Annotated in this window: 12 protein-coding genes; 9 read left to right on the top strand and 3 right to left on the bottom strand. The window is 67.9% G+C overall.

The window, feature by feature from the left end:
- The first annotated feature begins 64 nt into the window (after window positions 1-64).
- The 7 genes from ACOYW6_RS04700 to ACOYW6_RS04730 all read left to right on the top strand — a co-directional run bounded on the left by ACOYW6_RS04700 (window position 65) and on the right by ACOYW6_RS04730 (window position 8671).
- Window positions 65-2125 carry a prolyl oligopeptidase family serine peptidase gene (locus tag ACOYW6_RS04700; RefSeq protein WP_423142652.1) on the top strand — a complete coding sequence of 687 codons (2061 nt, stop codon included), beginning with the start codon at window positions 65-67 and terminating at the stop codon, window positions 2123-2125.
- A 169-nt stretch (window positions 2126-2294) separates the two neighbouring features.
- Window positions 2295-2849 carry a F0F1 ATP synthase subunit delta gene (locus tag ACOYW6_RS04705; protein WP_423142653.1) on the top strand — a complete coding sequence of 185 codons (555 nt, stop codon included), beginning with the start codon at window positions 2295-2297 and terminating at the stop codon, window positions 2847-2849.
- Window positions 2850-2899: 50 nt separating this feature from the next.
- Complete coding sequence (atpA, locus tag ACOYW6_RS04710; protein ID WP_423142654.1) at window positions 2900-4429, top strand: F0F1 ATP synthase subunit alpha; 1530 nt, start codon at window positions 2900-2902, stop codon at window positions 4427-4429.
- A gap of 27 nt (window positions 4430-4456) precedes the next feature.
- Window positions 4457-5344 carry a F0F1 ATP synthase subunit gamma gene (locus ACOYW6_RS04715; protein WP_423142655.1) on the top strand — a complete coding sequence of 296 codons (888 nt, stop codon included), beginning with the start codon at window positions 4457-4459 and terminating at the stop codon, window positions 5342-5344.
- Window positions 5345-5378: 34 nt separating this feature from the next.
- Complete coding sequence (gene atpD / locus ACOYW6_RS04720; RefSeq protein ID WP_423142656.1) at window positions 5379-6836, top strand: F0F1 ATP synthase subunit beta; 1458 nt, start codon at window positions 5379-5381, stop codon at window positions 6834-6836.
- A gap of 5 nt (window positions 6837-6841) precedes the next feature.
- Entirely contained in the window at window positions 6842-7099 is a 258-nt protein-coding gene (locus ACOYW6_RS04725) for an ATP synthase F1 subunit epsilon (RefSeq protein ID WP_423142657.1), read from the top strand.
- A gap of 84 nt (window positions 7100-7183) precedes the next feature.
- Entirely contained in the window at window positions 7184-8671 is a 1488-nt protein-coding gene (locus ACOYW6_RS04730) for an ArnT family glycosyltransferase (RefSeq protein WP_423142658.1), read from the top strand.
- Here ACOYW6_RS04730 and ACOYW6_RS04735 read toward each other — a convergent pair.
- Window positions 8668-9513, bottom strand: a complete 846-nt coding sequence (locus tag ACOYW6_RS04735) for a PhzF family phenazine biosynthesis protein (RefSeq protein WP_423142659.1) — start codon at window positions 9511-9513, stop codon at window positions 8668-8670. The two genes, ACOYW6_RS04730 and ACOYW6_RS04735, sit on opposite strands and share 4 nt — an antisense overlap.
- A gap of 130 nt (window positions 9514-9643) precedes the next feature.
- On the opposite strand from ACOYW6_RS04735, the gene ACOYW6_RS04740 reads away from it, so the two are divergent.
- The gene (locus ACOYW6_RS04740; RefSeq protein ID WP_423142660.1) at window positions 9644-11176 is read left to right on the top strand and encodes a CpaF family protein; all 1533 of its coding nucleotides are present in this window, start codon (window positions 9644-9646) and stop codon (window positions 11174-11176) included.
- Window position 11177: 1 nt separating this feature from the next.
- Here the strand turns inward: ACOYW6_RS04740 and ACOYW6_RS04745 are convergent, their stop codons facing one another.
- Window positions 11178-11660, bottom strand: coding sequence for an SH3 domain-containing protein (locus tag ACOYW6_RS04745; protein WP_423142661.1), 483 nt, complete (start codon window positions 11658-11660; stop codon window positions 11178-11180).
- An 83-nt stretch (window positions 11661-11743) separates the two neighbouring features.
- Here ACOYW6_RS04745 and ACOYW6_RS04750 point away from each other — a divergent pair, with 83 nt between their 5' ends.
- The gene (locus tag ACOYW6_RS04750) at window positions 11744-12760 is read left to right on the top strand and encodes a 2-hydroxyacid dehydrogenase (RefSeq protein ID WP_423142662.1); all 1017 of its coding nucleotides are present in this window, start codon (window positions 11744-11746) and stop codon (window positions 12758-12760) included.
- Window positions 12761-12831: 71 nt separating this feature from the next.
- Here ACOYW6_RS04750 and ACOYW6_RS04755 read toward each other — a convergent pair whose 3' ends face one another.
- Window positions 12832-13518: an esterase/lipase family protein gene (locus ACOYW6_RS04755; RefSeq protein WP_423142663.1), complete on the bottom strand. Its 687-nt coding sequence runs from the start codon at window positions 13516-13518 to the stop codon at window positions 12832-12834.

Below are 13518 nucleotides of genomic sequence, written 5' to 3' on the forward strand. Positions count from 1 at the left end.
ATCCCGCTGGCGCGCGCGGCGATGCCGAGTTAGCACCCCCGCACAGCCTCCAGGGGGATCACCGATGCGCCTTTCGCTCTCCGCTCTTGCCGTCTCGCTCGCGCTTTCGGGTCCGGCGCTCGCCGCCGACGATTCCGCCGCGACCGGTCCGGGCGCATTCCAGCCCGCCGACGTCTTTTCGCTGTCGCAGGCCAGCGATCCGCAGATCAGCCCCGACGGCCGCCAGATCGCGTATGTGCGCCGCACCGGCGACATCATGACCGACAGCGATCGCACCGCGATCTGGCTGGTCGACGTCGCCACCGGCAAGCAGCAGCCGCTGATCGCGGAAGGCGCCCGCGGCGCGCGCTGGTCGCCCGACGGCACCCGCATCGCATACGTCGGCAAAGGCGATGGCGGGCGGCCGCAGATCTTCGTGATCTGGCCCGCGACCGGGCGGACCGCGCCGATCACCGCGCTGCCGCAGGGCCCGGGCGCGCTGGCCTGGTCGCCCGACGGGACCCGCATCGCCTTCACGATGTTCATGCCCGCCGCGCCGGAGACGCTGGGCGGGTCGGTGCCGAAGCCCGAAGGCGCCAAGTGGGCGGAGCCGATAAAGGTCATTCGGCGCGTTACCTACCGCGCCGACGACGAAGGCTATGTCGAGGAAGGGTTCGGCCACGTCTTCGTCGTGCCGGCGGACGGCGGCGCCCCGCGCCAGCTGACCTTCGGCGATTACGACGACGGCGGAACGCTTGGCTGGACGCCCGATTCGCGCCGGATCCTCTTCAGCTCGAACCGCGGCAAGGATCCCGAGCGTCAGCCGCTCAATTCCGACATTTTCTCCGTCGACGCAGCCGGCGGCGCCATGGCGCAGCTGACCACGCGCGACGGTCCCGATGGCGACGCGGTGGTTTCTCCCGACGGGCGCCTGGTCGCCTATACCGGCTTCACCGATCGCAAGCAGGGGTACCAAAACGCGCGGCTCAGCGTGATGAACGCCGACGGCTCCAACCCGCGCGAGATTACTACCGCCCTTGACCGCTCGGTCGACAGCCCGAAGTGGGCGGCCGACGGGCGCTCCATCTACGCGCAGTACGACGACAAAGGCGCCACGCGGATTGCCCGCTTCACGCTCGAAGGAAAGATGACCCCGGTTGCCAGCGGGCTGGCCGGCGGCGATCTCGACCGGCCCTACACGGGCGGCGGGTTCAGCCTGGCGCGCAACGGCGCAGTAGCCTTTCCGGCCGGCACGTTCGCCTCGCCGCCCGACGTCGGCTATGCCAGCGGCGGATCGAGCCGCAAGCTGACCAACCTCAACGCCGGGCTGTTCGCGGGCAAGGTACTCGCAAAGGCTGCGCCGTACACGGTCGCGTCCAAGGCGGATGGCCTGCCGATCGATTACTGGGTGGTGACCCCGCCCGGCTACCAGCCGGGCAAGCGCTATCCGACCATCCTGGAAATCCACGGCGGCCCGCGCGCGGCTTACGCGGACACCTGGTCGAGCGACGACCAGGTCTACGCCTCCAAGGGCTACGTCGTGCTTTACGCCAACCCGCGCGGCTCGACCTCCTATGGCGAGGCCTTCGCCGAGAAGATCAAGCTGGCCTACCCCGGCCAGGATTACGACGACCTGATGAGCGTCGTCGACGATGCCATCGCCAAGGGGATCAGCGATCCCGACAACCTGTTCGTCACCGGCGGATCGGGCGGCGGCGTGCTGACCGCGTGGATCGTCGGCAAGACCGATCGGTTCAAGGCGGCGGTCAGCCAGAAGCCGGTCATCAACTGGTCTTCGTTCGCGCTGACCAGCGACGGCTATCCGCTTTATTCGACTTACTGGTTCGACGGGCACACGCCGTGGGAGGACCCGCAGCTTTACTGGCGACTGTCGCCGCTCAGCCTGGTCGGCAACGTGAAGACGCCGACGATGGTCATGGTGGGCGAGCAGGACAACCGCACGCCGCCCAGCGAGGCCGAGCAGCTTTATGCCGCGCTACAGCTCAGGAAGGTCCCCACCCGGCTGATCCGCGTGCCGGGCGCCAGCCACCACGGCCTGGCCGCGCGGCCATCGCAGTTGCTGGCGGAAACCGGTGCGATCCTGGCCTGGTTCGACAAGTACCGGACCGACAAGCCGGGCAACTGACCCGGCCGCAAGGTCGGCAGGCGGAACGGCGCAGCGGGAACGGCCGGCGCCGCCCCCGCCTTGCACCCTACGCCAATCGTCGCTATGCGCGCCCCCGACCAGAGGGGCCGCGGGGGCGTTCGCATCCTGCATCCGCCCGTCACGCACCCGATTGAAGGAACCCAAGCGCGTGGAGAATTCCGCCGGCATTACGGCCAGCTTGCAGGGGCGCTACGCCTCGGCGCTGTTCGACCTCGCCAGCGAGCAGGGCATCGTCACCGCGGTCGAGACCGATCTCGACAAGCTGGGTGACGCGATCGCTCAGAACGCCGATTTCGCAGCGCTGATTCGCAACCCGCGCATCAGCCGCGACGCCACCGCGAAAGCGATGGACGGCATTGCCGCGCTGCTCGGCCTGGCGCCGCTGACCCGGAATTTTATCGGCGTCCTGGCCAACAACCGCCGCCTCTCGGCCCTGCCCGACGTGGTGCGCGCGTTCTCCGACATCGCCGCCGCCCAGCGCGGCGAAGTGACCGCGCAGGTTACCAGCGCGCACCCCCTCACCGACGATCAGCTCGCCGCGCTGGGCGAAAAACTCAAGGCGCGCGAGGGCAAGGACGTGAAGATCAAGACCGCGGTCGACCCCGAGATCCTCGGCGGCCTGGTAGTTCGCGTCGGCAGCCGCCAGATCGACAGCTCGATCCGCACCCGTTTGAACTCTCTCGCGCAGGCCATGAAGGGCTGAAAAGCCCGTATGCCCGTGCACCGATGAAAAGCTAAAGAAGGCTCAGTCTGATGGAAATCCGCGCCGCAGAAATCTCGAAGGTCATCAAGGACCAGATCGCCGCGTTCGGCACCGAGGCCCAGGTTACCGAGGTTGGCTCGGTCCTGTCGGTGGGTGACGGCATCGCCCGCATCCACGGCCTCGACAAGGTCCAGGCCGGCGAGATGGTCGAATTCGCCGGCGGCGTTAAGGGCATGGCCCTCAATCTCGAGGCCGACAACGTCGGCGTCGTTATTTTCGGTTCCGACAGCGAGATCAAGGAAGGCGACCAGGTCAAGCGGACCGAGACCATCGTCGACGTGCCCGTCGGCAAGGGTCTGCTCGGCCGCGTGGTCGATGCCCTGGGCAATCCGATCGACGGCAAGGGCCCGATCGAGGGTGCGGAGCGAAAGCGCGTCGAGGTCAAGGCGCCGGGCATCATCCCGCGCCAGTCGGTGCACGAACCCGTGCAGACCGGCCTCAAGGCGATCGACGCCCTCGTCCCCGTCGGCCGCGGCCAGCGCGAGCTGATCATCGGTGACCGCCAGACCGGCAAGACCGCGGTCGCGATCGACACCTTCATCAACCAGAAGCAGGCCAACGCCGGCACCGACGAATCGAAGAAGCTGTACTGCATCTACGTCGCCGTCGGCCAGAAGCGCTCGACCGTGGCGCAGATCGTCCGCCAGCTCGAAGAAAACGGCGCAATGGAATACACCATCGTCGTCGCTGCGACCGCGTCGGAGCCGGCTCCGCTGCAGTACCTGGCGCCCTACACCGGCTGCACGATGGGTGAGTTCTTCCGCGACAACGGCATGCACGCCGTGATCGTGTACGACGACCTTTCCAAGCAGGCGGTCGCCTATCGCCAGATGTCGCTGCTGCTGCGCCGCCCGCCGGGCCGCGAAGCCTATCCGGGCGACGTGTTCTACCTGCACAGCCGCCTGCTGGAGCGTGCCGCCAAGATGAACGACGCCGAAGGCGCCGGTTCGCTGACCGCGCTGCCGATCATCGAAACCCAGGCGGGCGACGTCTCGGCCTACATTCCGACCAACGTGATCTCGATCACCGATGGCCAGATCTTCCTCGAGACCGGCCTGTTCTACCAGGGCGTTCGCCCGGCGATCAACGTCGGCCTGTCGGTCAGCCGCGTCGGCGGCGCCGCGCAGACCAAGGCGATGAAGAAGGTCGCCGGCTCGATCAAGCTGGAGCTGGCGCAGTACCGCGAAATGGCTGCCTTCGCGCAGTTCGGCTCGGACCTCGACGCCTCGACCCAGCGCCTTCTCAACCGCGGTGCGCGCCTGACGGAGCTGCTCAAGCAGGCGCAGTTCTCGCCCCTGCCGTTCGAGGAGCAGACCGTGTCAATCTTCGCCGGCACCAACGGCTACCTCGACGCCGTGCCGACGAACGACGTGGTGCGCTACGAAGAGGAAATGCTCCACTTCATGCGCGAGAGCCACGCCGACGTGCTGGCCCAGATCCGCGACAGCCGGGATTTCGGGGACGAGGCCAAGAAGGGCACCGTCGCCGCGCTCGATGCCTTCGCCAAGCAGTTCGCCTGATTCATCTGACCTAGGAGACGCTTGGCGATGGCCAGCCTCAAGGAACTCAAGGGCCGCATCAACTCGGTCAAGTCGACCCAGAAGATCACCAAGGCCAAGCAGATGGTCGCGGCGGCGAAGCTGCGCAAGGCGCAGGCCGCGGCCGAAGCCGCGCGTCCTTATGCGCAGCGCCTGGCCGCGGTCATGGCCAGCCTGGCCAGCCGCGTGACGGTGTCGGAATCGAGCCCCAGGCTGCTGGCCGGCACGGGCAAGGATCAGACGCACCTGCTGGTCGTCGCCAACAGCGACAAGGGCCTGGCCGGCGCGTTCAATTCCAACATCGTGCGCGCCGCGCTGGTCAAGGCGCGCGCGCTCGAGGCTGAAGGCAAGACCGTCCGCTTCTACCTGGTCGGCCGCAAGGGCCGCGCGGTGATCCGCCGCGCGTACCCGCAAGCGATCGAGCACATGTTCGACACCACCGACGTGCGCGAGCCCGGCTTCACCGAAGCGCAGCGCGTGGCGGAGGAACTGACCGACCTGTACATGGCCGGCAAGTTCGACGTTGCGCACCTGTTCTATTCCAAGTTCCGCTCCGCCCTGGTGCAGACCCCGACCGAACAGCAGATCATTCCCGTCCCCGCGCCCAAGCTCGACGCTGCCGCTCCGGCGACGATCGGCGGCGCCGTGGTCGAGTACGAGCCGGACGAGGAGACCATCCTCGCCGAGCTGCTGCCGCGCTACCTGCGGGTTCAGCTGTTCGGCGCGCTGCTCGAGAACATGGCGAGCGAACAGGGCGCCTCGATGACCGCGATGGACAACGCCACGCGCAACGCGGGCGACCTGATCAACAAGCTGACCATTCAGTACAACCGCAGCCGCCAGGCCGCGATCACCACCGAACTCATCGAAATCATCGCCGGCGCGGAAGCGCTCTGACAATTTCGATACGCATTTAGCCAAGGAACGAACAATGGCCACCGCCCCCGTCCTCAACCAGACCACGAATGGCAAGATCAGCCAGGTCATCGGCGCCGTCGTCGATGTCAGCTTCGAAGGCGAGCTGCCCTCGATCCTGTCCGCGCTCGAAACCGACAACAATGGCAACCGCCTGGTCCTCGAAGTCGCACAGCACCTGGGCGAGAACACCGTCCGCACGATCGCGATGGATTCGACCGAGGGCCTGACCCGCGGCCAGGACGTGCGCAACACCGGCGCGCAGATCTCGGTCCCCGTCGGCCCCAAGACGCTTGGCCGCATCCTCAACGTCATCGGCGAGCCGATCGACGAGCGCGGCCCGGTCGGCGCCGAAAAGCGCAACCCGATCCACGCCGCCGCCCCCCTGTTCGTCGACCAGTCGACCGACGCGGCGATCCTCGTGACCGGCATCAAGGTCATCGACCTGCTCGCGCCTTATGCGCGCGGCGGCAAGATCGGCCTGTTCGGCGGCGCCGGCGTGGGCAAGACCGTGCTGATCCAGGAGCTGATCAACAACATCGCCAAGGGTCACGGCGGCGTCTCGGTCTTCGCGGGCGTTGGTGAACGCACCCGCGAGGGCAACGACCTGTACCACGAGTTCCTCGACGCCGGCGTCATCGCCAAGGACGCCGACGGCAACGCCACCAGCGAAGGTTCAAAGGTCGCGCTCGTGTTCGGCCAGATGAACGAGCCGCCGGGCGCCCGCGCCCGCGTCGCGCTCTCGGGCCTGACGATGGCCGAATACTTCCGCGACGAGGAAGGCCAGGACGTGCTGTTCTTCGTCGACAACATCTTCCGCTTCACCCAGGCGGGCTCGGAAGTGTCGGCGCTGCTCGGCCGCATTCCCTCGGCGGTGGGCTACCAGCCCACGCTGTCGACCGACATGGGCGCGCTGCAGGAGCGCATCACCTCGACCAACAAGGGCTCGATCACCTCGGTCCAGGCGATCTACGTCCCCGCGGACGACTTGACCGACCCGGCGCCGGCGACCTCGTTCGCGCACCTCGACGCCACCACCACGCTAAGCCGCGCGATCTCGGAACTGGGCATCTACCCGGCGGTCGACCCGCTCGACTCGACCAGCCGCGTGCTGACCCCGGCCGTCGTCGGCCAGGAGCATTACGACGTCGCCCGCCGCGTCCAGGAGACGCTGCAGAAGTACAAGAGCCTGCAGGACATCATCGCGATCCTGGGGATGGACGAGCTGTCCGAAGAGGATAAACTCACCGTCGCCCGCGCCCGCAAGATCCAGCGCTTCCTGTCGCAGCCGTTCCACGTCGCCGAGGTGTTCACCAACATCCCGGGCAAGTTCGTGCAGGTCGAGGACACCGTGAAGTCGTTCAAGGCGGTGGTCGAGGGCGAATACGATCACCTGCCCGAAAGCGCCTTCTACATGGTCGGCGGCATCGACGAGGCGGTCGAAAAGGCCAAGAAGCTGGCCGAGGAAGCCTGAGTCCGATGGCCCTGCACTTCGAACTGGTCACCCCGGCCGCGCTGGTCCGGTCCGAGGACGTCTACATGGTCGTCGTCCCCGGCACCGAGGGCGAGTTCGGCGTGCTGGAAGGCCATGCGCCGGTCATGGCGACGGTCAAGGACGGCGATCTCAAGATCTACAAGACCGAGGGCGCGCAGCCGACCACGATCCGCGTCGTCGGCGGCTTTGCCGAAGTCGGCACCAGCGGCCTGACCGTGCTGGCGGAGAGCATCCAGGACTGATCGGGGTATAACCCGGCAAGCAGAGGGGCGCCCGTTGCGGCGCCCCTTTTGCGTTGTGGGTACGCCGCGCTATCGCAGCGGTCGATGATCGAGGCTGCCGCCCCTCCCCTGTCCGCACCGACGCCGCGTCCACCGCTATGGCGCGACGCCGCGATCCTGCTGGCAGTGGCGCTGGTGCTGCGCTGCGCTGCGTTCGGCGATCCCAACATCGACCCGGACGAAACCTTCTACTGGCTGGTCGCGCAGCGCATGCACGAGGGACTGGTTCCCTACGTGGATGTCTGGGACCGCAAGCCGCTCGGGCTATTCCTGCTCTACTGGGCCATCTCTGCGCTGTGGGCCAACGTGCTGGCCTACCAGCTCGCGGCGACGGCGTTCGCCGCCGCGACCGCGACCGTGATCACGCGGCTGGCGCGGCGCTGGATCGCAGGCCTCGCCCCGCTGCTGGCGGGGGCCGCCTACCTGGCGATGCTGCACCCGCTGATCGGCATGGGTGGGCAAAGCCCCGTTTTCTACAACCTGCTGATCGTCGGTGCGGCGGCGCTGCTGGTGGAGGGCTGGACCGGACCGGCGCAGGCGCTCGAGCGCCGATGGGTGGCCGCCATGGTGCTGTGCGGCCTGGCGCTGACGATCAAGCAGACAACGGTGTGGGAAGGCGCGTTCTTCGGCCTGGCGGGCCTGTGGCGCCTTCGCGCACTTGGCCGGGGGCCGGCGCGGCTGGCGGTACTGGCGCTCGCCGGGGCAGGTCTGGCGGTGCTGCCCACGGCAGCGATCGCGGCGTGGTACTGGGCGCACGGCTATTGGCCCGAGTGGTGGAACGCGTTCTTCACCTCGAACCTCAAGCGTACCGGCGTCGGAGAGCTTGCGGTCAAGCACAACCTCTACGCGATCCTGCGGCTGATGGCGGTCCACGCGGGTATCGCCGCGCTCGGCCTAGCGCGGGCCTGGTCGATGCCGTCGTTGCGCCCCTGGCGGGGTCTCCTGGTGGGCTGGCTGGCCGCCGCCGTGGCGGGGTTCTTCGTGCTGCCCAACTATTTCGCACACTACGCGCTACCGCTGCTGGCGCCGCTCGGCCTGTTCACCGCCTTCGCGTTCGCCCGCCGCCCGCTCGGCCCGGTCCTGTTCGCGGCCACCTTCGCCATCGCGGTGATCTTCGGCCGTCCGTTCGACTTCGCCCATCACCGCCAATCGAAGGCCGCCTTCGCGCGCATGACCGCCGAGATCGAGCGCTGGCGCGACGGCCGCGCCTTGCTGATCTTCCACGGCGGCCCGCTTCTGTTCGAAGCCGCGCATGCGCCCTTTGCCACGCCGCTTGTATTTCCCGAGCACCTGCTCAACCCGCTGGAGCGCAACGTCAGCCACATCGACACGCGCGCCGAAGTCCTGCGCGTTCTGGCGACCCGGCCCGGCGTGATCATCATGCCCAACACGGTCGGCGTGCGCGGCGACGACGGACTGCTCGACATCGTCGATGCCTATCTGGCAGCTAACTGCACGCGCGCCTACGTCGGGCCCGATTACGAACCGCGCGGCGTCGTGCGCACCGATTTTCTCTACGCCTGCCGCCGCTAGAGCAGCACGGTCCCCGCGATCGCTGTCACGCAGGCACCACCGACATGGATGTCCCTGCCCTCGATGCGCACCGCGATGTGCCCGTCGCGGCCGATCTCGCGGCCCTGGCTGGCAACATACGCATCGCCGTCCGCCACTTGTCCGCGCAACAGCCGCATCGCTGCGACCGCGCCGTTGCCGCTGCCGCAAACGGGGTCCTCGTCGATCCCGTCTGCCGGTGCGAAACTGCGTACCGTCACCGCGCCGTCCGGGGTCACCGCGTAGAGAGTCGAACCGGTGAGGTCGTGCGTGCGGCAATAGTCCGCCAGCGCGGCGAAGTCAGGCGTCAGCGCCGCCAGCGCCGCCGGCTCTGCGACCTGACCGACGTGCCACTTGGGACCGACGTCGGCGATCTGGACGTCGCCCGCCAGGGCGGCCCCAATCCACGCGGTCGCCGCCGCCCCGCCCGGCGCGGCCGCCAGCGCGTAACGCGGCAGTCGGAACGATAGCGAACCTTCGCCGATGTCGAGGTCAACCAGGCCGGCTGCGCAGTCCTGCACCAGCCGCCCGGCGCGGGCGGTCGCCATGCCCGCCTCGATCACGGCGTGCGCGGTGCCCAGCGTGGGGTGGCCGGCGAACGGCAACTCGGATCGCGGCGTGAAAATTCGTACCGCGTAATCGCCATTACTCCCCTGCGGCCGGGTCACGAACGTCGTCTCCGACAGGTTCGTCCACGCGGCAAAGGCTTGCATCCTCGCGGTGTCGAGCCCGTCCGCATCGAGCACGACCGCCACCGGATTGCCCTTGAACGGCACGGCGGTGAACACGTCGACCTGGCGGAAAGGGCGCTTACGCGGGGACATATGTTCACTCCAGAGCCTGGCGAGCGGCGTGCGCGCGGCATCGCGGTTATCGATTTCTAAACCTTATTGTTCAATGACAAAGGCCGCTGCGGGGGTGCGGCGCACAACGGCCCTGGGGACGAGACTTTCGATGAGCGCATTCGGGCGGAAGAACGGAACGGCTGGAATGGCACCTGGCGCGCGGCCCAGCTTCGGCGTCGCGCGTCCGATGAAGGGCGGCAATTACGAAAGCCCCAAGCCGACCGGACCGCAGGGTTTCGGCCAGGCCCAGCCCGGCGGCCAGTTCCCGCCGATCGCCGAGGACGAGCCGGCGCCTTCGAACCCGCGCGGCGGCGATGCGATGTCCCGCCTTGCCGAGCGCATGAACGGCGACGTCAGCGGGTCCTACCAGGCCGAGGGCTTCGAAGCCTCGGTCCACAAGATCAAGGAACAGGTGCTGCCGCGCCTGCTCGAACGCGTCGATCCCGAGGCGGCCGCGACGCTGACCAAGGACGAATTGTCCGAGGAATTCCGCCCCATCATCATGGAGGTGCTGGCCGAGCTCAAGATCACGCTGAACCGCCGCGAGCAGTTCGCGCTGGAAAAGGTGCTGATCGACGAATTGCTGGGCTTCGGGCCGCTCGAGGAGCTGCTCGGCGATCCGGACGTGTCCGACATCATGGTCAACGGCCCGCACCAGACCTACATCGAAAAGAAGGGCAAGCTTCAGCTCGCCCCGATCCAGTTCCGCGACGAGCAGCACCTGTTCCAGATCGCCCAGCGCATCGTCAACCAGGTCGGCCGCCGCGTGGACCAGACCACGCCGCTGGCCGACGCGCGCCTCAAGGACGGCAGCCGCGTCAACGTCATCGTCCCGCCGCTCAGCCTCAAGGGCACGGCAATCTCGATCCGCAAGTTCTCCGAAAAGCCGATCACGATCGACATGCTGCGCGATTTCGGTTCGATGTCGGACAAGATGGCGACAGCCCTGAAGATCGCGGGCGCCTGCCGCATGAACATCGTCATCTCGGGCGGTACCGGTTCGGGCAAGACCACGATGCTCAATGCGCTGTCGAAGATGATCGATCCGGGCGAACGCGTTCTGACGATCGAGGACGCGGCCGAATTGCGGCTTCAGCAGCCGCACTGGCTGCCGCTGGAAACCCGTCCGCCGAACCTGGAAGGGCAAGGCGCGATCACCATCGGCGACCTGGTCAAGAACGCCCTGCGTATGCGTCCCGACCGGATCATCCTGGGCGAAATCCGCGGCGCCGAATGTTTCGACCTGCTCGCTGCCATGAACACCGGCCACGATGGATCGATGTGCACGCTCCACGCCAACAGCCCGCGCGAGTGCCTGGGCCGTATGGAAAACATGATCCTGATGGGGGACATCAAGATCCCCAAGGAAGCCATCAGCCGCCAGATCGCCGAATCGGTCGACCTGATCGTCCAGGTCAAGCGCCTGCGCGACGGTTCGCGCCGCACCACCGAAATCACCGAGGTGATCGGCATGGAGGGCGACGTGATCGTTACCCAGTCGCTGTTCAAGTTCGAGTATCTGGACGAAAGCGACGACGGCAAGATCATCGGCGAATTCCGCTCGTCGGGCCTGCGCCCCTACACGCTGGAAAAGGCGCGCCAGTTCGGTTTCGACCAGGCCTACCTCGAAGCCTGTCTCTGACTTAAGGGTCGCCGGCGCCCCACAGGCGTTCCTGCCGCACGTAGCCCGACTGCGCGTCGACCGTGAACGCGCACCAGCCGTCCTTGCAGTCGCCCAGCTTGCCAGAGACGCCGGGCTCCAACTTCCAGCGCACTCGCGCGTCGGCGCTGCCCTGCGCCCGCATCTCGGCCAGGCCCTTGCCGACGACGATCGCGGTGTGGCGGTTCTTGTCGAGAAAGCGCAGCAGCACCCAGCCCTTCTCGCCGTCAGGGTCGGACACCAGCCACCACGAATCGACGACCCGCTCCACTTTCAGCGGCAGTCCGGGCCGGCTGTAGACCCAGCTTATCTTGTATTCCTCGCCCGGGCCGACGCGCATGTTGATCTTGCTGGCGCGGATCGAGGCCCAGAACGGCACGTCGTCCGCGGCCAGCACCGGTGCGGCCGCGCCGGCGGCGCCAAGGACGATGGCAAGGTCAAGGGCGAGGCGGCGAAGAAGCATCATCGGCCCGCAGCCATGCAATGCCGGGGCGAGCCTTGCAAGGTTGCTTGACCGGCCCCCGCCCCTCAGCCTAGCCCGGGGCGGCCATGGCAATCGTCAGCGATACCGTCCGCCCGCCGCTTACGGGCCGTCCCCGCGTACGGGTCACCCGCCGCCTGATGCCTGCGGTCGAAGCGCGCATGAGCGAGCTTTTCGACTGCGTCCTCAGCCCCGACGATGCGCCGCTGTCGCGCGCGGAACTGGTCGCGGCGATGCAGGATGCGGACGTTCTCGTTCCCACCGTGACCGACCGGATCGATGCCGAGACGATCGCCGCCGCGGGCGACCGCCTGGGCCTGATCGCGAGCTTCGGGGCCGGTTACGATCACATCGACCTTGCCGCCGCAAAAGCGCGCCGCATCGTCGTCACCAACACGCCGGGCGTCTTTACCGACGACACCGCCGACGTGACGCTGGCACTGATCCTGGCGGTCCCGCGCCGCCTGGTCGACGGGCAGCGCCTGGTCCGCCACGGCAAGTGGAAGGGCTGGTCGCCTACCGGGCTGCTGGGCAGCCGGATCGGAGGGCGCAAGCTGGGCATCGTCGGCATGGGTCGGATCGGCCAGGCGGTCGCGCACCGGGCGCGCGCGTTCGGGCTGGAGATCGTCTATCACAACCGCCACCGCCTGCCCGACAGCCTTGAGAACATGCTCGGCGCCACTTACGAACCGGACCTTGGCGCCTTGATCGCGGGGGTCGACGTGCTGACGTTGCATTGCCCGTCCAGCGCGCAGACGCACCACTTGGTAAACGCTGCGCGGTTGGCCAGCATGAAACCGGGATCATTCATCATCAACACCGCGCGCGGCGACCTGATCGACGAAAGCGCGCTGATCGCCGCGATCGAGAGCGGCCACATCGCCGGCGCCGGTCTCGACGTCCATGCGCGTGAGCCGGCGGTCGACCCGCGGCTGTTCGATCTGCCCGGAGTCGTCACCCTGCCCCACCTCGGCAGCGCGACCGTCGAAGGGCGCGAGATCGCGGGAGAGAAGGTGATCGCCAACATCCGTTTCTGGGCCGACGGGCACCGTCCGCCCGACCAGGTCCTGGACGGCTGGCGCTGACGTTCACCGGCAGATGCCGCCCCGCTCCCGTGAGCGGTCGATAGAAACGGCCTGCGGTTTCGGCTACAACGTCATGCAGCGGGCCATTTGTCGGTCAGCAGCCGCCCGACCTGCTCGATACCTTCACGCGAGCGCGCCAGGGAAAGATGACGGCAACGGACTTCGTAGGATCCGTCAGCTTCGCCCGGTTCACCGCGTGCCGAGGCCGGGGCAACGATGCCGTCGCGCGGCGACCATACGGCGTACGTCGGCACCGGCGGCTTGACCGGGCGGTCGATCGCGATCGGCGGGTTGTCGACCGGATGGTCGTTGAACCATTCGTACAGCCGCCAGGCGTTGTTCGCCCGCGCCGAGCCCGAGAACGGCGAACCCAGCGTCACCACCATCGCGACGTCGTCAGGCACGAGCTTGGCCAGTTCACGCGCATAGATCCCGCCAAGGCTCCAGCCCACTAGCGCGACCTTGCTGCCTTCGTCGGCGCGCACGCGCGCCAGCTTCGCCGTCAGGCGATCAAGCAAATCGGCGCGCGCGCCCTTGTTCTGTCCCAGTTCCCAACCCCGGGCGCGGTAACCGGCCGCGTTGAGCGAGCGCCGCAGCCGCAGCGAACTGATGTCACCGGTCAGATAGCCCGGAAACACGATCACGGGACGCCCCTGCCCCGGCCCAAGGCGCACTGGCGGCATCAGCGGGCTGCACAGCAGCCCCGGAATGTCGAGCAGTTCGCCCGCCCAGAGCCCCAGCGACGGCGCGTGGGCCAC

This window comes from Parablastomonas sp. CN1-191 (assembly GCF_049354825.1).
Taxonomy (GTDB): domain Bacteria; phylum Pseudomonadota; class Alphaproteobacteria; order Sphingomonadales; family Sphingomonadaceae; genus Novosphingobium.

Coding starts and splice junctions, on each gene's coding strand:
- ACOYW6_RS04700 (WP_423142652.1), top strand. CDS start 65: ATGCGCCTTTCGCTCTCCGCTCTTGCCGTCTCGCTCGCGCTTTCGGGT.
- atpA (WP_423142654.1), top strand. CDS start 2,900: ATGGAAATCCGCGCCGCAGAAATCTCGAAGGTCATCAAGGACCAGATC.
- ACOYW6_RS04715 (WP_423142655.1), top strand. CDS start 4,457: ATGGCCAGCCTCAAGGAACTCAAGGGCCGCATCAACTCGGTCAAGTCG.
- atpD (WP_423142656.1), top strand. CDS start 5,379: ATGGCCACCGCCCCCGTCCTCAACCAGACCACGAATGGCAAGATCAGC.
- ACOYW6_RS04725 (WP_423142657.1), top strand. CDS start 6,842: ATGGCCCTGCACTTCGAACTGGTCACCCCGGCCGCGCTGGTCCGGTCC.
- ACOYW6_RS04730 (WP_423142658.1), top strand. CDS start 7,184: ATGATCGAGGCTGCCGCCCCTCCCCTGTCCGCACCGACGCCGCGTCCA.
- ACOYW6_RS04735 (WP_423142659.1), bottom strand. CDS start 9,513: ATGTCCCCGCGTAAGCGCCCTTTCCGCCAGGTCGACGTGTTCACCGCC.
- ACOYW6_RS04740 (WP_423142660.1), top strand. CDS start 9,644: ATGAGCGCATTCGGGCGGAAGAACGGAACGGCTGGAATGGCACCTGGC.
- ACOYW6_RS04745 (WP_423142661.1), bottom strand. CDS start 11,660: ATGATGCTTCTTCGCCGCCTCGCCCTTGACCTTGCCATCGTCCTTGGC.
- ACOYW6_RS04750 (WP_423142662.1), top strand. CDS start 11,744: ATGGCAATCGTCAGCGATACCGTCCGCCCGCCGCTTACGGGCCGTCCC.